Annotated in this window: 19 protein-coding genes; 9 read left to right on the top strand and 10 right to left on the bottom strand. The window is 68.4% G+C overall.

The features are described 5' to 3' along the window. Window positions 1-23: 23 nt before the first annotated feature. Complete coding sequence (locus DAETH_RS04655) at window positions 24-512, bottom strand: hypothetical protein (protein WP_264776756.1); 489 nt, start codon at window positions 510-512, stop codon at window positions 24-26. A 34-nt stretch (window positions 513-546) separates the two neighbouring features. On the opposite strand from DAETH_RS04655, the gene DAETH_RS04660 reads away from it, so the two are divergent. The 4 genes from DAETH_RS04660 to DAETH_RS04675 all read left to right on the top strand — a co-directional run bounded on the left by DAETH_RS04660 (window position 547) and on the right by DAETH_RS04675 (window position 3,943). Beyond that, window positions 547-861, top strand: a complete 315-nt coding sequence (locus DAETH_RS04660; protein ID WP_264776757.1) for a hypothetical protein — start codon at window positions 547-549, stop codon at window positions 859-861. Window positions 862-970: 109 nt separating this feature from the next. Beyond that, window positions 971-1,738 (top strand): nitroreductase family protein, encoded by a 768-nt coding sequence (locus tag DAETH_RS04665; protein WP_406585103.1) that lies wholly within the window; start codon window positions 971-973, stop codon window positions 1,736-1,738. A gap of 100 nt (window positions 1,739-1,838) precedes the next feature. Further along, window positions 1,839-2,732, top strand: coding sequence for an aldo/keto reductase (locus DAETH_RS04670; RefSeq protein WP_264776759.1), 894 nt, complete (start codon window positions 1,839-1,841; stop codon window positions 2,730-2,732). Between the two features lie 143 nt (window positions 2,733-2,875). Next, window positions 2,876-3,943 carry a type III polyketide synthase gene (locus DAETH_RS04675; RefSeq protein WP_264776760.1) on the top strand — a complete coding sequence of 356 codons (1,068 nt, stop codon included), beginning with the start codon at window positions 2,876-2,878 and terminating at the stop codon, window positions 3,941-3,943. A gap of 196 nt (window positions 3,944-4,139) precedes the next feature. On the opposite strand, the gene DAETH_RS04680 is transcribed toward DAETH_RS04675, so the two are convergent. Further along, window positions 4,140-4,484 carry a hypothetical protein gene (locus tag DAETH_RS04680; protein ID WP_264776761.1) on the bottom strand — a complete coding sequence of 115 codons (345 nt, stop codon included), beginning with the start codon at window positions 4,482-4,484 and terminating at the stop codon, window positions 4,140-4,142. A gap of 294 nt (window positions 4,485-4,778) precedes the next feature. On the opposite strand from DAETH_RS04680, the gene acnA reads away from it, so the two are divergent. Further along, complete coding sequence (gene acnA, locus DAETH_RS04685) at window positions 4,779-7,493, top strand: aconitate hydratase AcnA (RefSeq protein ID WP_264776762.1); 2,715 nt, start codon at window positions 4,779-4,781, stop codon at window positions 7,491-7,493. 58 nt (window positions 7,494-7,551) lie between these two features. Next, window positions 7,552-8,298 carry a hypothetical protein gene (locus tag DAETH_RS04690; RefSeq protein WP_264776763.1) on the top strand — a complete coding sequence of 249 codons (747 nt, stop codon included), beginning with the start codon at window positions 7,552-7,554 and terminating at the stop codon, window positions 8,296-8,298. A 106-nt stretch (window positions 8,299-8,404) separates the two neighbouring features. Here the strand turns inward: DAETH_RS04690 and DAETH_RS04695 are convergent, their stop codons facing one another. The 3 genes from DAETH_RS04695 to DAETH_RS04705 form a co-directional block, all read right to left on the bottom strand. Then, complete coding sequence (locus DAETH_RS04695; protein WP_264776764.1) at window positions 8,405-8,833, bottom strand: type II toxin-antitoxin system VapC family toxin; 429 nt, start codon at window positions 8,831-8,833, stop codon at window positions 8,405-8,407. Continuing rightward, on the bottom strand, window positions 8,830-9,084 hold the full coding sequence (locus tag DAETH_RS04700) for an AbrB/MazE/SpoVT family DNA-binding domain-containing protein (protein WP_264776765.1): 255 nt from the start codon (window positions 9,082-9,084) through the stop codon (window positions 8,830-8,832). The genes DAETH_RS04695 and DAETH_RS04700 overlap by 4 nt, the downstream gene beginning before the upstream one ends. 172 nt (window positions 9,085-9,256) lie before the next feature. Continuing rightward, the gene (locus tag DAETH_RS04705) at window positions 9,257-9,844 is read right to left on the bottom strand and encodes a Uma2 family endonuclease (RefSeq protein WP_264776766.1); all 588 of its coding nucleotides are present in this window, start codon (window positions 9,842-9,844) and stop codon (window positions 9,257-9,259) included. Window positions 9,845-9,943: 99 nt separating this feature from the next. Here DAETH_RS04705 and DAETH_RS04710 point away from each other — a divergent pair, with 99 nt between their 5' ends. Next, the gene (locus DAETH_RS04710; protein ID WP_264776767.1) at window positions 9,944-11,290 is read left to right on the top strand and encodes a S8 family peptidase; all 1,347 of its coding nucleotides are present in this window, start codon (window positions 9,944-9,946) and stop codon (window positions 11,288-11,290) included. Between the two features lie 87 nt (window positions 11,291-11,377). On the opposite strand, the gene DAETH_RS04715 is transcribed toward DAETH_RS04710, so the two are convergent. From DAETH_RS04715 to DAETH_RS04725, 3 genes are all read right to left on the bottom strand, one after another. Next, window positions 11,378-11,653 carry a hypothetical protein gene (locus DAETH_RS04715; RefSeq protein ID WP_264776768.1) on the bottom strand — a complete coding sequence of 92 codons (276 nt, stop codon included), beginning with the start codon at window positions 11,651-11,653 and terminating at the stop codon, window positions 11,378-11,380. A gap of 88 nt (window positions 11,654-11,741) precedes the next feature. Next, window positions 11,742-12,830 (bottom strand): enolase C-terminal domain-like protein, encoded by a 1,089-nt coding sequence (locus DAETH_RS04720; protein WP_264776769.1) that lies wholly within the window; start codon window positions 12,828-12,830, stop codon window positions 11,742-11,744. Then, window positions 12,827-13,606: an AAA family ATPase gene (locus DAETH_RS04725; RefSeq protein ID WP_264776770.1), complete on the bottom strand. Its 780-nt coding sequence runs from the start codon at window positions 13,604-13,606 to the stop codon at window positions 12,827-12,829. The genes DAETH_RS04720 and DAETH_RS04725 overlap by 4 nt, the downstream gene beginning before the upstream one ends. Before the next feature lie 121 nt (window positions 13,607-13,727). Between DAETH_RS04725 and DAETH_RS04730 the strand changes: the two genes are divergently transcribed. Further along, window positions 13,728-13,862: a hypothetical protein gene (locus DAETH_RS04730; RefSeq protein ID WP_264776771.1), complete on the top strand. Its 135-nt coding sequence runs from the start codon at window positions 13,728-13,730 to the stop codon at window positions 13,860-13,862. Window positions 13,863-13,902: 40 nt separating this feature from the next. Continuing rightward, window positions 13,903-15,615: a PRC-barrel domain-containing protein gene (locus DAETH_RS04735; RefSeq protein ID WP_264776772.1), complete on the top strand. Its 1,713-nt coding sequence runs from the start codon at window positions 13,903-13,905 to the stop codon at window positions 15,613-15,615. A 60-nt stretch (window positions 15,616-15,675) separates the two neighbouring features. Here the strand turns inward: DAETH_RS04735 and DAETH_RS04740 are convergent, their stop codons facing one another. After that, the gene (locus DAETH_RS04740; protein WP_264776773.1) at window positions 15,676-16,923 is read right to left on the bottom strand and encodes an ABC transporter permease; all 1,248 of its coding nucleotides are present in this window, start codon (window positions 16,921-16,923) and stop codon (window positions 15,676-15,678) included. Next, window positions 16,913-17,668, bottom strand: a complete 756-nt coding sequence (locus tag DAETH_RS04745; RefSeq protein WP_264776774.1) for an ABC transporter ATP-binding protein — start codon at window positions 17,666-17,668, stop codon at window positions 16,913-16,915. Before DAETH_RS04745 ends, DAETH_RS04740 begins: the two co-directional genes overlap by 11 nt. Window positions 17,669-17,790 lie beyond the last annotated feature (122 nt).

The following is a 17,790-nucleotide window of genomic DNA, read 5'->3' on the forward strand; positions in this document are numbered from 1 at the left end:
CCCTGCCTCATCCCCATCACTCATCACTGTCCCCGGAAGGCGGGCAGCAGCGCCGGCTCCTCCCGGATGACGAAGCCCCGGGTCACGAGGCGCAGGCCCTCCGGCGTGCGGAGGATCAGCACCTCGGCGAGGCGGCCTCCCCGGGGTCTGAGCCCCTCGCCCTGGGGGGTGGAGACGGTGGCGGCGCCTTCCCCCGCCAGGCTGCGGGCGCTGAAGTCGGGGCCCTCCACCTCCAGGTCCCACGACAGGGAGCGGACGTTGCCGTCGAAACGGACGACCACCGCGCGGGCGGGGAGCGGCGGGCGGGAGGTCCAGGTGATGCGCCGCAGGCCGTTGCCGACGCGCTCGCGCCGGTCGGCCCGCGCGTCGTAGGTGCCGTTCACGGTGAAGAGGACCTGGGCGGTCAGGTCCTCCGCCGTGCCCCCCCGCGCGTCCGAGCGGCACCCGACGAGGCCCACGCCGAGCAGGGCGGTGAGGGCGAGCAGGGCGGGGACCGGGCGCGCGAACTTCATCGCCGTCAGGGTAGCCCGGGGAGGCTGTGCGAGCATGGGACATGTGGACCCCCACCGCCTCGCCCTTCTCCTGACCGCCGCCCTCATGGCCGGGCTCCTCACGCTGGGGCTGGGCCTGCAACTGGGGTGGCGGCTGACGGCACGCTGGGTCCACCACGCCCTCTTCTTCGTGGTTTGCGTGGGCGCGGGGCTCTCGGGGGTGCTCTCCGGCCCGCGCGGCCTCGCCCTGCTGCCTGCCTTGGGCCTGCTCCTGCTCATGCCGCGCACCCGGCCCGGGCGGGCGGGACACTGGCGGCTCGCGCTGTTGTGTGCGGCGGCCTTCGGGGCAGGGATGTGGGGGGCGTGGTGAGGGGCCGGGGGCACGCCGCCCTGTACCGCCGCGCTAGCCTGCACCCATGACCGTCCCGCCCGTCACGTCTTCCCCTCCCAGGACGCCCCGGACCGGGCTGATCGAGGGGATGCTCGCCCGCCGGACCACGAACGGCCCCTTTCGCCCGGACCCCGTGAGCCGAGAGCACCAGCACCTCCTGATGCGGGTCGCGCAGGCCGCCCCCAGCCACTTCAACAGCCAGCCGTGGCGCTTCGTCCTGATCGAGGACAAAGGCACCATCCGGGAAGTCGCGCGCATCTCGGGCGAGAGCATGACCGAACTCATCGAGGCGGGCGTCTTCTTCGAGCGGTACCGCCGCTACTTCCGCTTCACCGAGGCCGAGATGGAGCAAAAGCGCGACGGCATCCACATCGACCACCTGCCCGGCCCCCTGCGCCCCTTCACCCGCCGCATCTTTTCCGATGCGGGGCTGAGGATCATGCGCCAGCTCGGCGTGCCGAAGAAACTGGGCGAGGACAACCGCAGGCTGGTGGAGGGCAGCCCCCTGCTCCTCGCCGCGCTGCTCGACAAGGCGGAGTACCGACCCGGGGAGCTGAGCGGCTTTTACTCCGTCTTCGGCCTCGGCGCGGCGATGGAGAACATCTGGAACGCGGTGGGGGAGGTCGGAATGGGCCTGCAGTTCGTCTCGACGCCGATGGAGATTGGGCGCCAGTGGCAGGCGATCCGGGAACTCCTGCGGGTGCCCGACGACCTTGAACTGATGGCCGTCTACCGCCTGGGCTACCTGCCCGAGGACGGGAAGCGCCCCAGCATCGACTGGAGCAGCCGCCACCGCAAGCGGCTCTCGCAGTTCGTCTTCCGCGAGACCTGCGAGGTGCCCGAGAGGGAGGGCTGAGGGCGGCCCTTTCCTAAACGAACGGTGTGCCCTTCTCCGCCCACCCCTCTCCCGTCTCCTCACGCCTCCTCCGCCACAATGCCCGGTGGAGGAGAGAACCATGACGACACTGCAAATGGGCGCGGCACAGAGCGGCACCTTCCGCATCGGGGGAGAGCTGGAGGTCAACCGCCTGGGCTTCGGGGCCATGCGCATCACGGGGGCAGGCATCTGGGGCGACCCCACCGACCGCGAGGGGGCCCTCGCCACCCTGCGCCGCCTGCCCGACCTGGGCGTGAACTTCATCGACACCGCCGACTCGTACGGCCCGGCGGTCAGCGAGGAACTGATCCGCGAGGCGCTGTACCCCTACGACACGGTCGTGGTCGCCACCAAGGGCGGCCTGACCCGGACGGGCCCCGACGTGTGGATTCCGGTGGGGCGCCCCGAGTACCTCAAGCAGCAGGCGTACGTCTCCCGCCGCCGCCTGGGCGTCGAGCGCATCGACCTGTGGCAACTGCACCGCATCGACCCCAAGGTGCCCCGCGACGAGCAGTTCGGGGCGATCCGCGAGCTGCTGGACGAGGGCGTCATCCGTTTCGCGGGCCTGAGCGAGGTGAGCGTCGAGGAGATCGAGGCGGCCCGCCAGGTCTTCCCGGTCGCCACGGTGCAGAACCTCTACAACCTCGTGGGCCGCAAGAGTGAGGACGTGCTCGACTACTGCGAGCGCGAGGGCATCGGCTTCATCCCGTGGTACCCCCTCGCGGCGGGCGGCCTGACCCGCGAGGGCAGCGTCCTCGACGAGGTCTCGCGCCGGGTCGGGGCCACGCCGTCGCAGGTCGCGCTCGCGTGGGTGCTCAGGCGCAGCCCGGTCATGCTGCCCATCCCCGGCACGGGTAAGGTCAGGCACCTCGAAGAGAACGTGGCCGCCGCCGGGGTGCAGCTTTCGGACGAGGACTTCCGCAGCCTCGACGAGGTGGGCCGCCAGGAGTGGGAGAGCAAACGGCGGCGCTGAGCGGCATGGGTGGAGGGGTGGAGCATGGGCGAGTGGGCCTGCCTCCACCCCTCTTCTGACCCAAGATGAGCCGTTAATCGGGGTTTTCCCTGCGCCCAAACCGTGCTTTTGGTACGGCGGAGCCTCGGTGGGCAGACGAGAGAATGCCCGCCATGGCTGCTCTCCCCGTTGTCCGCTCGCTCGTCACCGGGCTTCCGCCCCACCGCGTCTCTCAGTCGGACATCCGCGAGGCGGCGCGCACCCTCTTTCCGCGCATGGCCGCCCGCCCGCACATGCTCGACGTGTTCGACAACGCGCAGATCAAGTTCCGCGCCATCTCCCGCCCTCTGGAGTGGTACATGCAGCCGCGCGGCTTCGGCGAGAAGAATGCCGTCTTCGTCGAGGAAGCCCGCGCCCTGACCTCCCGGCTGGCCCGCGAGGCACTGGAACGGGCGGAGATCAAACCTGCCGACGTGGACGCCGTCGTCGTCGTGAACACCAGTGGCCTGAGCACCCCCAGCCTCGACGCCTCCCTCATCGAGGCGCTGGGCCTGAACCGTCACGCCGCGCGCCTGCCCGTCTGGGGCCTGGGCTGCGCGGGGGGCGCGGCGGGCCTCGCGCGGGCCGCCGACCTCGTGCGCGCGGGGTACCAGAGCGTGCTGTACGTGGCGGTCGAGCTGTGTAGCCTAACCCTCGTGAAGGGCGACGAGTCCAAGAGCAACTTCGTGGGCACGGCCCTCTTCGCCGACGGCGGCGCGGCCCTCGTCGTGACGGCACAGGGCGTGCCCGGCCCGCCCCCGCTGCTCAGCCTCCACGGCGGTTACTCCACCCTGATCGAGGACTCCGAGGACATCATGGGCTGGAACGTGGTGGACGACGGCCTCAAGGTCCGCTTCTCCCGCGACATCCCCACCCTCGTCCACTCCATGATGGCGGACAACGTCTCCGGCGCCCTCGCCGCCCACGGCTGGACGCGCGAGGAGGTGGGGACCTTCGTCGTCCACCCCGGCGGCGTGAAGGTCCTCGCCGCCTACGAGGACGCCCTGGACCTCCCCGAAGGAGCCCTGAACGCCAGCCGCCGCGTCTTGTGCCGCCACGGCAACATGAGCAGCGTGACCGTCCTCTTCGTGCTGGAGGAGACCCTGCGCGAAGGTCCCCAGGGCAAGGCCCTCCTGAGCGCGATGGGCCCGGGCTTCAGCGCGGAGCATGTGCTGATCGAGTTTCCGAGTTGAGGGCCCCTGGGTTTCTAGCTCCTCCCCCTTGACCTGTAGAGCCGCTTGCAGAGGGGGGAGGCCGGGTGGGGGTGAGCGGGCAGGACATTGGAGACAGGTGGAGGAACTCTTGCGCCCCCCTCATCCCCGAGCCACCCTTCTCCAACGCAAGTGGGGCAGGGCCTACCTCCTCACCCCGCCCCGCTCCTCCCGCGCCTCAGCTTCCCTGTTCCCCGTCCACCGTCTTCTCGGGGTTGGCGGCGGCGGCGCTCGCGGGCATTCCCTCGCTGTAGCCGCCGTAGCTCTGGGAGTCCGTCTCCACGCCGCCCGCTGGAGCGCTGGGCTGCCGCCCATCGTCGCTCACGGCCCCCTGATTGACGGGATCGTCCGCGCCCGCCCCCGCGTTCTCGTCACTGACGTGCTGGTAGATGCCGTCCTGGATGGCGTCACCCGTGCTCTTCTCGCCGCCCGTGTCCCAGTTGGGGTTCGTCTGCACCTGCTCCTGGGGCACGTTGTCCTGGGGTCCCGTTCCGCCCGAGCGGCCGTTCGTGCTGTCGTCCATGTGCGTCTCCTTTCCCTCTTGGGGGGTGGTGCGGCTGGTGAGCGGGGCGGGGCCCAAAATTATGAAGCTCGCTCAGCGTACCCCGCCTCCCACCAGCCCGTGCCGAGGGTCAAGGGCGGCTCAAGCTGATCCGGGCGGGCCTTCCCCTCATCCGTCGCACCCGTGTTGTCTCCTAAGTGGTGACAGCGTGCCTGTGACGGTAACGGGAGGCGCCCAGCGGGCCGTCGCTTATGATGAAGGCACCAATCCCACCCCTGTGGGCTGCCCCCTTTGAGGGCAAGGAGGAGACCAGAGATGGCGATGAACCTGTTCGGTGCGCGCGACACGCTCACCACCAAGGCCGGGCAACCGCTCTACTACTACCGCCTGGGCAAGTTGCAGGATCTCGGGCACGACGTCAGCAAGCTGCCCTTCTCGGTGAAGGTGCTGCTCGAAAGCGTCCTGCGCGAGGCCAACAACTACGACGTGCGCGAGGAGGACGTGCGCGCCGTGGCGAATTGGAAGCCCGTCAACGAGGAGATCGAGATTCCCTTCAAGCCCGCCCGCGTGATCCTCCAGGACTTCACGGGCGTGCCCGCCGTCGTGGACCTCGCGGCCATGCGCACGGCGATGGTCTCGCTCGGCGGCGACCCCAAGAAGATCAACCCCCTGATCCCGGTGGACCTTGTGATCGACCACTCGGTGCAGGTGGACGAGTTCGGCACCGACTTCGCCCTCGCCAACAACATGGCGCTGGAGTTCGAGCGCAACCGAGAGCGGTACGAGTTCCTCCGCTGGGGCCAGCAGGCCTTCGACAACTTCGGCGTGGTGCCCCCGGCGAGCGGCATCATCCACCAGGTCAACCTCGAATACCTCGCCAAGGGCGTGCAGAGCCGCCCGGAAGACGACGGTGCGGTCGTGTATCCCGACTCGCTCGTCGGCACCGACTCGCACACCACCATGATCAACGGTCTGGGCATCGTGGGCTGGGGCGTGGGCGGCATCGAGGCCGAGGCCGTGATGCTCGGCCAGCCGATCTACATGCTGATGCCGGAAGTCATCGGCTTCAAACTGACGGGCGCGCTGCCGGAGGGGGCGACCGCCACCGACCTCGCCCTGCGCGTGACCCAGATGCTGCGCGAGAAGGGCGTGGTGGGCAAGTTCGTCGAGTTCTACGGGGCGGGCCTGAGCAACATGACCCTGCCCGACCGCGCGACCATCGCCAACATGGCCCCCGAGTACGGCGCGACGATGGGCTTTTTCCCGGTGGACGACGAGGCGCTGCGCTACCTGCGCCGCACGGGCCGCCTGGAGGACGAGATCGAACTCGTCGAGACGTACTACAAGGCCCAGGGCCTGTTCCGCACCGACGAGACGCCCGACCCCGTCTTCACCGACACCATCGAACTCGACCTCTCGACCATCGTGCCGAGCCTCGCCGGGCCCAAGCGTCCCCAGGACCGCGTGAACCTCAGCGACATGCACACGGTGTTCAACGAGGCGCTCACCGCTCCGGTCAAGCAGCGCGGGTTCGAGTTGAAGCCCGAGCAGCTCGACGCTCAGGGCACCATCGGCGGCACCGACATCCGAATCGGTCAGGGCGCGGTGACGCTCGCCTCGATCACGTCCTGCACGAACACGAGCAACCCCAGCGTCCTGATCGCGGCGGGCCTCGTCGCCAAGAAGGCCGTGGAGCGCGGTCTGAAGCCCAAAGCGTGGGTGAAGACCAGCCTCGCTCCCGGCTCGCGCGTCGTGACCGAGTACCTGGAGACCTCGGGCCTTCAGTCGTACCTCGACCAGATCGGCTTCAACACGGTCGGCTACGGCTGCATGACCTGCATCGGCAACTCGGGCCCACTCCCCGAGCCCGTCGTGCAGGCGATCCAGGAGGGCGACCTCGTGGTGGCCTCGGTCCTCTCGGGCAATCGCAACTTCGAGGGCCGCGTGAACCCGCACATCCGGGCAAACTACCTCGCCTCGCCGCCGCTCGTCGTGGCCTACGCCCTCGCCGGGACGGTCGTGAACGACATCGTGGACGAGCCCATCGCTACCGACACGGACGGGCAGCCCGTCTACCTGCGCGACCTCTGGCCCTCGAACGCCGAAATCCAGCAGATCATGGATCAGGCGATCAACGCCGAGATGTTCAAGCGGGTCTACGACGGCATCGAGCAGAGCAACGCCCAGTGGAACGCCATTCCGGTCACGGGCGGCGACCTGTACGACTGGAACCCCGAGTCCACCTACATCCAGAACCCGCCCTTCTTCGAGAACCTGGCCGGGGGGCCGAGCGAGACGGTGTCCTCCATCGAGGGCGCACGCGCGCTCGTGAAGGTGGGCGACTCGGTGACGACCGACCACATCAGCCCGGCCGGGTCCTTCAAGGCCGACACTCCTGCGGGCAAGTACCTGCAAGAGCGCGGTATTCAACCCAAGGACTTCAACTCCTACGGCTCGCGGCGCGGGAACGACCGCATCATGACGCGCGGGACGTTCGCCAACATCCGCCTCAAGAACCAGCTCGCCCCCGGCACCGAGGGCGGCTTCACGACCGACTTCACGACCGGGCAGGTGACGAGCATCTTCGACGCCTCGCAGAACTACAGGGCGCAGAACATCCCCCTGCTCGTCTTCGCGGGCAAGGACTACGGCATGGGCTCCAGCCGCGACTGGGCCGCCAAGGGCACCTTCCTGCTGGGTGTGAAGGCCGTCATCGCCGAGTCGTTCGAGCGCATCCATCGCTCCAACCTCGTCGGCATGGGTGTGCTGCCCCTCCAGTTCAAGAACGGCGAGACTGCCGACTCACTGGGCATTCAGGGTGACGAGACCTTCGACGTGATACTGCCCCCCGACCTGAAGCCCCGCCAGGACGTGACCCTGCGGGTGACGAGGGACGGCGTGAGCCGCGACATCACCGTCCAGTGCCGCATCGACACGCCGGTCGAGATCGACTACTACAAGAACGGCGGCATCCTCCAGACCGTGCTGCGTGGGATTCTGGAGCGGAGTGGGGCGGGGGCGAAGGCGTAAGACTAGGCTAAAAATTATTAGTGCTATTCTAGATAGGGGCGTTGTCCCCTATTTTTCTATGGATACAACTCAACTCGTTACTTTGTTGGTGGCAATTGTGGCAGCCTTGTCTAGCGTTATTGCTGCCATTGTTGCATCCAGAAGTGGGGCGACAGTTAAACGATTGGAGGCTCAACTAGCTCGCCAAGTTAAGTTAATCGATAAATTCTCTGACTTTGTTACAGAGAGCCAGACACTTCTTTCTACATCGTTGGTAACGCATTATGAGTTCTTTGACAACGTAAAGTATTATAGAGACGCAGCTATTAATGATGAGTCGTTGACAAATGAGGCAGTAATAAATGATGAAATGACTGGCATAGTTTTACCAAATGGGGAACCTATAGAGACACACTTGTCGAGTATTTCGTTGGAGACGCTTAGTAATTCACTCAAGGCGGAACAAACACAAATAAAAGGATTTCTTTACAAAAGAGTTATACCGGCCTCAGCATTCATATTGAATGAAATAAAATTCCTGTGGTTTTACACCAAGCTCGGTAGTAATTATGCACCCATAGTGAGAATGCTTTCCAACAAGGAGAGAAGTCCCCGCTTTCTCATAATTGATTTATTCTCCCAAATTATTGACGACAACAAGCGGCTAATAGCCTATGAGCTTGCCATCTTAAATTCACTTCCTCATGATGGGATGGAATTCAACTTTTCCAAGGAACAAGTAAATGGTCATTGTCGTTTGTTAAATAGGTACGTTTCGAGCATAACGAGCTTCAATGCGTATGTAAGTAGTAAATTGCATCCGTAGCATTAGGGCGTCGAAACTATTATTACAGAGAACGTGTCTAGCTTGTTGCCGAATCCGTTCTGCTCTTAATAACCTCACGATGGGGAAGGGCGATGTTTCGTGTTCTCTACGGGTGAACGACAATCCCCGCCACGTCCTTGCCCAGCCCTTTGAAGTCCCTGGGATTCAGGGTGACCAGCGCGGCGGCCCCGGCGCTAACGGCCGCCAGGGCGATCAGGGCGTCGAAGATGATGCTGCCCGGCAGACCGCCATCCACACAGCGCCGCATAGCGGCGAAGTACAGGGAGGGGTCTAGCGTCACCTTGGTCATGTTCGCGGTGGCGGCTTCGAGCAGTCGTGTGGCGTCCGCAGGCTGGATGCCCAGTCGCGGGTGAACGGTCAGGACTTTGTAGGTCTCGGCCAGAGTGTGCGTGCTGATGCCCAGGGCAGAGGCCGCCCCCCTCTGGGTCGTGGCCCACCCGTGCCGGGGATGATCGGGGAAGAGGGCGGCGACGAGCGTGCTGGTGTCGAAGAACGTCAGGGCGGGGGTGCTCACCACTTGAGTAGCTCCGCCGCGCGGTCCTCGCGGATGTCGCGCACCGGGTCGAAGTCGGCTGGGAGGGGCACGGACTGGGAGAAATGGATGGTGGGCCAGCCGTGTTCGTCGTACCTGATCTCGTAGGGCCTCGCCTCGGCCTCCAGCGTAAGGGTCCGGTTCTTCAGGTTGGCCCGGAGCTTACTCCCCGCGTGGAGGTTCAGGGCTTCCCGGACTTTCTTAGGGATGACCACACGTCCGAATTTGTCCATTTCCAATTCAAAGTGTGACATGGCAAAACTTTATGGAAGTGGCAATGCTGGTTGGTGAGGGGTCGTCCGGTGGCCTTACAGACCCATCCCCTCGTACACTTCGTCCAGCCTCAACTCCACGCCCAGGCAGGGCAGCCGCACACCGTCCTGCACCATCTCCAATTACCATCAATCAGAGGTCGATGCCCTCGTAGATGTCGGAGAGAGCCAGCGGAACGTTCAAACACGGCAACCTCAACTCCCCTTCCTCCTCCGCGTACTGCTCGTCCCACCTGTCGCCGTCCCTGACGTACAGGCGGGCGGCGCGAGTCGCCGTGTCCACCAGCAGGTAGCCCCGCACGCTGGGGAGGGTCGTGTAGGCGAACAGCTTCTCGCGGCGGTCCGGATCGCGGATGCTGGGGCTCAGGACTTCTACGACGAGACACGGCGAGGGGAGGAAGGTGGCGGCGGCGTCCACCGGGTCGCAGGTCAGGACCAGATCGGGATAGTAGTACCGGGTGAAGCGAGGCTGCGACAGCCGCACGCGCATGTCGCTCTGGTACAGGCGGCAGCCCTGCCGGAGGGCGACTCGGTGCAGCGCCGAGCCGATGTTCATGCAGATCAGCCCGTGTCTGCTGGCTGCGCCCGCCTGCGCGTTCGGGGTGTCCTCGCCGTGCAGGGCATAGACGAAACCATCTATGTACTCCCGCCTGAAGGGGCTGAGTTCCTCCGTGCGAAGGTACTCCTCCTCGCTGATCTTGCGCAGGGCCGGGTCGCTCATGCGGCTATGGTACGCGGGGCCGTTGCGCACCCCCACCGGATGAGGGCTGTGCGGATCGGTCCTCAGTCTGCCGTCAGGTGGATGGGGTATCACGAGCGGATGAAACTCGCTCTGCCCCTGCTGTCCCTGACCGTCGCCGTGGCCCTCGTGTCGTGCGGGGGGGCGGGCAACGCGCCGGAGCTGCCCGACGTGGACGAGACACCCGTTTGCAGTCAGGCGGCGCTCCCCAGCGGCCTCCCGGTCACGGTGGCGGCCCAGTCGACCGCCTTCGCCGGGGGCTGGGCGGCCCCGCACGTACCGGGGCGGGTGCTCGTCGTGAACAGGGAGGGAACCGTGAGCGCGCAGGGGCTGAGCCTGCTCTCCACGGTGCGGACCCAGCGGGTGACGGAGAACCTGACCCTGGCGCAGACCCCGGCGGGCGAGACGGACCGGGCCTTCGCGGGGCGGCTGGCGGCGGCGGGCCTGCGGGTGCAGCCGGATTTCTTCTACAAGGCGCTGGCGACGCCGAACGATCCCGGTTACCCGGGGAACGCGGGCTTCGAGATCGGCTTCACGAACGTCTCCCAGACGTACCTCACCCGCATCCGGGCCTCGGGCGCCTGGAATGCCCTCCAGGCGGCGGGAAAGACCCCGGTCGCCGCCCTGACGGCGGTGCTCGATACGGGCGTGGACGGTGGGCACCCCGACCTCAGCGGGCGGCTGCTGGACGGCCGGAGCTTCCTGAGCGCGGAGCCCTCCGCCACCGTGGACCTCGTCGGGCACGGCACGGCGAGCGCGGGGCTGATCGGCGCGGCTACGAACAACGGGGTCGGGCTCGCGGGGGTGACGTGGAGCGGGCGGAACGTGCTGCCGGTCAAGGTACTGTGCAGCGCGGGGGGCTCGACGAGCGACATCGCGAAGGGGCTGAACTACGCCGTGGAGCAGGGCGCCAAGGTTATCAACATGAGCCTGGGCGGTCCTGGGGACTTCGGGGACGAGGCGCTCGACATGGCTCTGAATAGCGCCGCCAAGAAGGCCGTGCTCGTCGCGGCGGCGGGCAATACCCCCAATGAAGGGGTGTACTACCCGGCCAGCAACCCCAACGTGATCGCGGTGGGGGCCGTTGGAGCGAACGACGGCAAACTTGCTTGCTACAGCGCCCGGCCCAACGCCACGGTCACGCGCAAACTCGACCTCGTGGCGCCGGGTGGGGCGGCGAGCGGCGTCTGCGAGGGGGCCACTCCCGAGCAGGACATGCTCGTCCTAGCTCCTGGAAACGGCTACGCCCTCAGCGCGGGTACGAGCGAGGCCGCGCCCCTCGTGAGCGGGGTGGCCGCCCTGATGCGCGCCGCAAATCCTGGCCTCACCGCCGCTCAGACGCGCGCGCTCCTGATCTCCAGCGCGAACTCCTCGGCGGGCCTGCCCCTGCTCGACGCCAACGCCGCCGTGAGCGCCGCTCTGCGCTGAGTCGGGAGGGTCGGCACGACCGGCCCACAACGTGAGCGGTGGACCGTCCAGAGGGAGGTCCACCGCTCGCCGCGTTCCCTGGAGGAGTTACTTGCGGCGCACCCGCTCGGACGCGAGTTCGCTCTGCGGTATGAGCAGGCCGTGCAGCAGCAGCGCGAAGACGACGAGGCCGTGCACGACGAGCAGGCCGAACAGCGCCGCGCCCGGCTGGGTCGCGTGGCCGTAGGCCCCCACGAGCTGAAACAGGATCAGGGTCAGCAGCACGCGCGGGCGGCGCTCCGGGAATCGCAGGTAGGCGTAGGTGCCCGCCCCCATGCTGAACAGGAGGGGCAGAACGAGCGCGTTAAGGATGTCTTGACCCATGCCTCATCTTGCTTGAAACGGGTGGAAAAGGCGAGATGTACCTAGACGGGTCACGCCTTCGTCTGACAGCGGTCTTACAAAGGGGGCGCTAGAGCCGGTACCGCTCGACCTGGGCGGCGTCGAGAGTGTGGTCGCGCAGGGTGGGCACGTCGAGCCAGCCGTCCCGGAAGGTGATGGGGAGGCTCAACAGGTCGTCGGCCAACTTGAGGACGAAACTCAGCTCGCAGGGCTCGGTGACCTCGGCCCGGGTCGAGAGCAGGGCGGCGTGGAGGGTGCCCAGGCCGGTGCTCGCCTGCGAGCCCACCATGCCGCGCTTGCCGCGCCCGGCGGCCTCCCGCAGCATGACGAGCCCGTCGGTGAAGCCATTGCGGGCGGTCTTCACGTTCAGGATGTCGAAGGTGTCGAAACTCAGCTCCCGCGCGAGGTCAGCGGGCGTGAAGCAACTGTCGTCCGCGACGATGGGGAGGATCGCCCGGGCGTGGAGGTCGGCGCGGGCTCTCAGCTCGCGGACGGGAAGTGGTTCCTCCACGCAGGTCAGGCCCGCCTCCCGCATGGCGGTGAGGGCGGCGGGGGCCGTCTCCGCCGTCAGCGTCTCGTTGCTGTCGGCGTACAGCTCCACCACGTCCCCGAAGGCCCGGCGCAGTTCCCGGATCACGGCGAGGTCGCGGGCGTGGTCGCGGCCCACCTTCACCTTCAGGCAGCGCACGCCCGCCGCCACCACCCGCTCGGCCTCCGCCAGCATCTCGGCGGGGGGGGCGATGCCCAGGATGAAGCTCACGCGCACCCGGTGATTTGGACCCAGCAGGGTGCCCAGCAGCGTCTCCCCGCGTGTCCGTGCCCGCGCGTCCCACAGGGCCATGTCGAGGGCCCCGCGCGCCGTGTGGTTGTTCGCCACGCTGTTCCTCACCCGGTTCAGCGCCGCCTCGTCGTCTATCGGCAGCCCGAGCAGCGCGGGGTCGAGGTGACGCAGGATGGCGACAACACTCCCCGGCGTCTCCCCGTAGATCGTGGGGCGCGGGGTGGCCTCCGCCACGCCGACCGTCCCGTCGTCCAGCGTCACGCGTACGAGGACGTGTTCGGCCGCGCTGAGCTGGCTGTGGGCGCCCCAGGCGAGCGTACCCCGCAGTGGCAGGCGGTAGGGGATGCCCTCCACCCGGGCCACCCGCGCGACGCTCACGCCCACTTCCGAACCGCCTCCACGACCTGCGCCGGGGAGAGAGCCACCGTGTCGAGGACCAGGGCCCGGGCTCGCGGCAACGTCCCCAGGAAGGCGCCCGCCGCATCTGGATCGTAGTGCTGCCGCTCGGTCACCACGATCCGCGTCTTGGCGAGGATGTCGGCGGGGGCGTGTCCCCCCTCCGCTAGCGCGGCGAGGCCGTCAAGCTCGGCGGGCGTGAACACGGCCCCCGCGCCGGGGAGGGCCGCGAGGTCGGCGCGCAGGTCGCCTCCCACTCCCCGCCCCGCCACCCGGTCGAAGGCGTCGGCGCGGCCCAGCAGGCGCCGCACCCGCACCGGGTCGGGGGCGGTCAGGGCCACGAAACGCCAGGCCGGGAAGGTCTCGGCGGCGTGCCGGACCTCCTCCAGCCCGCGCAGCCCGTCGAAGAGGGGCCGCTCGCCCCAGTGCCGGGTGTCCGCGCTCAGGGTGCCCAGCGCGTGCGCCATTCCGCCGGGGTACCGCTCCCGGTACAGGGCGGTGAGGCGGAAGCGCTCGGCGCGGTCGCTCACTGGTCCCCCTGCTCGCGGAAGGATCATTACGTGGTCGGTGATCTCGCGGCGGTCGGGAAGGACACGCACGCCCGGGTCGGCGCCCCGCAGGGCGGCGAGGGCGGTGCTCTTGCCCACCCCCGTCACCCCCACGAGGACGGTGAGGGGCAGCTCCGCGAGGGGGCGCTCGTGGGGAAGGCGGGGCGGGGCGGCCCGGAGATGGGGCAGGGGGCGGGCGGGGACGCTCATGGGCGGAGTGTAGGGTGTCGGGCAGCCTTAAGGCTGGCGTAAGGTTCAGTCAACCTGGGGTGAGCCCGGAAAATCACATTGTGGGGGCGACGTTTCTAGACTTTTCTCGGAGGATCGACACATGGCCCGACTGCAAGGAACCGGTGGCGGCGGCGGCAGAACCGCCTTCCTGATTATCTTGATTCTGATCGTTCTTTTCCTGCTCGCCTACTTCCTGTATCTCAAGCCGCAGGGCATCCTGAACCTCGGCTTCTGAAGCGGGCCTTTCCGGTCACCACCCGAAACGGAGTCTATTCATGATCAAAGGTAAGGAACTGCTCGGCCGCCCCGTCATCGCCATCGACAGCGGGGAAAAGATAGAGACGGCGCGCGACCTCGTCTTCGACCACCAGGCCAACGAGGTGCTGGGCATCCTGGTGGACGAGGGCGGCTTTTTCCGCGCGGCGAAGGTGGTGCCCTTCGAGGCGATTCGGTCCATCGGAGAGGACGCCATCATGGTGGACAGCACCGAATCGGTGACCTCCACCCGTGACGACGGCCGCCTCGCCGACGTGCTCGACTCCAAGGTCAGCCTCGTGGGAATGACCCTGCTCACGACCGACGGCCAGAACCTCGGCAAGATCGCCGACGTGTTCTTCGACGAGCACAGCGGCCGGGTCGAGGGCTACGAGGCGACGGGCGGCATCTTCAGCGACCTCTCCAGCGGGCGCACCTTTGTACCCGCGCCCGAACACGTCCAGATCGGCGAGGACGCGGCCATCGTGCCCATCAGCGTGGCGACGGCGATGCAGGAGCAGGAGCCGGGCGGGCTGAAGGGGGCTTACCAGAACGCGGCGCAGAGCGTCAGCAGCACCTACCAGAACGTCGCCGAGAACGTCAAGCAGGGTTACGGCAACATCGCCGAGGCCACCAAGGAGCGCCAGAAGGAGTTCCTGGTCGGCAAGACCGCCGGAAACGACCTCGCCCTCGACGACGGCACCGTGCTCGTCCACAAGGGCGACACGATTACCCAGGAGCAGATCGAGCGGGCCGACCAGGCGGGCAAGCTCACCGCCCTGCTGACGGGCGTGACGGGCGGGGCGCTCTCCGAGACGTACGGCACCGTCAAGGAGCGGGTGCAGGGCTCGGTCGAGAACTTGCAGGGGGCCAGCACCGAGCGCCAGCGGGAGTTCGTGGTGGGCAAGACGGCCTCGAACGACGTGGTCGCCAACCTCGCCGACGGGGTGCAGGAGATCGTCGTCCACAAGGGTGACACGATCACCGAGTTCCAGGTCCAGCGCGCCGAGCAGGCCGGGGTGCTCCCCGCGCTGCTCGCCGCCGCCACGGGCGGGGCCATGCAGGAGGGGATGCAGGGGCTGCGTGAGCGCCTCCAGCCCGAGACACAGACGACCCAGCCTGAGATGGACCCGCTCGACGCTACCGTGGGCCGCCGGGTGAAGACCGACGTGCGCGCTCCCAGCGGCAGCCTGGTCGCCGTGCAGGGCCAGATCGTGACCCCGGCCCTCGCCGAGCGGGCCCGGCAGCTCGGGGTTGAGGCGGCCCTGATTGCCGCGACGACCGGCACCCGGACGGGGGCGACCCCGGCGGCGGGTGCGGCCCTCTCGGGCGGGGTCGCCAGCGTCAGCGAGGGAGCGAGCAACCTGCTGGAGCGCGCGAAGTCGTGGTTCGGCGAGAAGCGTGACGAGGCCGGGCAGGCTATCGAGGAGCGCCAGGAGCAGCAGCTCGATCAGAAGGTCCGCGACGCCCTGGGCCGCCCGGTGACCCGCGTGATCCTCGCGCCCGACGACACGATCATCCTCAACGTCGGCGAGATCATCACCAACAAGGCGGTGCAGCTCGCCCGTGAGGGGAACGTGCTCGACATCCTGGTGAACAGCGTGAGCAAGGAGACGGTGAATATCGACCCCCTCGCCGCGCGCCCGCACGAGACGGGCGTGGCCGCGCTGGAGGGGCAGGACGACGCGCCCGTCGCCCTGAACCCCACCGATCCCCAGAATTCCAGTCGCTGATCCCCGGACGAATGAGGCGGGCTCCCTCCACTGCGGAAGGGGGCCCGCCTCCCGTCTGGCTCAGGAGCGGAAGATGACCTCCTCCCGGCCGAAGGAGCGCCGCGCGATCAACCCGAGCGCGAGGGCGCCGAGCAGGTTGGCCCCCACGGCGGCGAGCAGGTGCCCCGGGGTGAGGGTGCCGCGCACCGTGTCGAGGATGGCGAGCATACTCCCGAAGAGGGGGAGGGCGTAGAGGGCGCTCCCCAGCGTCAGGAAGTCGCTGAATTGCAGCAGCACGGCGGGAAAGACGATGGCGAGCGAGAGGGGCGTGACGTACGTCTGCGCCTCCTTGTAACTGCGCGCGTAGATGCTCAGGGCGATCAGGACGGCGCTGATGAGCAGGGCCGCGCTGACCACCGTGGCGAGCAGGGCGAGGGCGCTCCCGGGAGTGAGCGTCAGTTGCCCGCCGAAACTCTGCGCGATCTCGTCGGAGGTCCCCTCCTGCGAGAGGGCCGCCCGCGCCACCAGCCCGGTCGCCAGAAAGCCCAGCACGCTGAAACAGGCCGTCGTGAGCGCCGTGACGGTGGTGGCGAGCAGTTTCCCGGCGACGACCTCCGAGCGGCGGACGGGCGAGACGAGCAGGCTCTCCAGGGTGCCGCGCTCCTTCTCACCCGCCGTGGCGTCGAGCGCCGTCGCCATCGCGCCCGTCAGGACGAAGTTGAGCATCAGCAGCGGGATCAGGAAGGCGAGCTGCCCGCCCCGCCGCTCCCCCTCCGGACTCGCGTCGATGGGCGCCAGGGTCACGGGCGTCAGCGTTCCCGCGCCCAGCCCCAGCGCGGCGAGGCGGCTCACGGCAAGCTGGCGGTTGTACCCCTCCACCACGTCCTGCACCTTGGCGTAGGCTCCCGTCTGGGCGCGCAGGTTGCCGAGCCGCGCGTAGACCTCCAGCCTGCCGGTGCCGTCCCCCGCGCGGGCGGGCAGGGGGGAGGTCACGCGTAGGGCGGCGTCCACCTCGCCCGAGGCCACGGCGGCGCGCGGATCAGTCACAGGAACGAGGACGACCCCGGCCCGGGTGACGCTGCCGTCCGGCGCCCGCTCGTCGCGGGTGAGGGCCGTGCTCAGGGAGGCGGGGAGGGTGCCCACGACGCCCACCCGCTGCCGTTCCTGCGCCTGCCCGCCCACGAAGCGGCCCAGCAGCAGGGGCAGCCCCAGGGTGAAGAGTGGGATGAGCAGGAGGGGGATCAGGACGCTGCTCAGCAGGGCCCGGCGGTCGCGCACGGTGGAGAGCAGATCGCGCGCCGCCACCCGCCACACGAAGTCAGGGCGCACGAAAGACCTCGGCCCGGGGCTCCTGCGCCTGCGCTCGCACCAGGGCGAAAAAGGCCCGCTCCAGGGTGCGCTCCCCGGTGCTTCCCAGAATCTCCCCCACGGGCCCCACGGTCACCACCTCCCCCTGGTGGAGGATCGCCACCCGGTCGCAGACCTCCTCGGCCTCGCTCATGACGTGGGTGGAGTAGAGGGTGAGCCGCCCCGGGCGCCGCGTCGCCGCCACGAAGTCGAGCAGGGCCCGCCGCGCGAAGATGTCGAGCCCGCTCGCCGCCTCGTCGAGGATCAGGACGGGGGGGTCGTGGATGACGGCGCGGGCGATCACCACCTTCTGCGCCATGCCGGTCGAGTAGTCCCCCGCCCGGGTGTCGAGCGTGCGCCCCAGCCCCAGCGCGGTGTCCAGTTCCCCGATGCGCGCGTCCGCCTGCCTGCGATTCAGGCCGTACAGCCCCGCGAAGGACCGCAGCACCTCGCGCCCGGTGAGGCGGGCGGGCAGGCCCATGCCGCCGTTCACCACACCGACCGAGCGGCGCACGGCCTCGGGGTCGCGCCGGACGTCGTGGCCTGCCACCCGCACCGTGCCCGCCGTGGGGGCCAGCAGCGTGGCGACGATCCGCAGCAGGGTCGTCTTGCCCGCCCCGTTCGGGCCCAGCAGGCCGAAAACCTGGCCCTCCCCGGCCCGCAGGGTCACCTCCCGCAGGGCCGCGTGCGCCCCGTAGGTCTTGCTCAGGCTCTCGATATCGAGCACTCTCCCGGTCTCCCTCCGTATCGCTGAGGCTGTGCCGCCTCGTTCGCCCCGCAGCATACGCGGGCGATGCCGCACCTTCCCCCGAAAAGCACGCACCCCTCCGGCGCGAGTGGATCAAGGAA

Source organism: Deinococcus aetherius (assembly GCF_025997855.1).
Taxonomy (GTDB): domain Bacteria; phylum Deinococcota; class Deinococci; order Deinococcales; family Deinococcaceae; genus Deinococcus; species Deinococcus aetherius.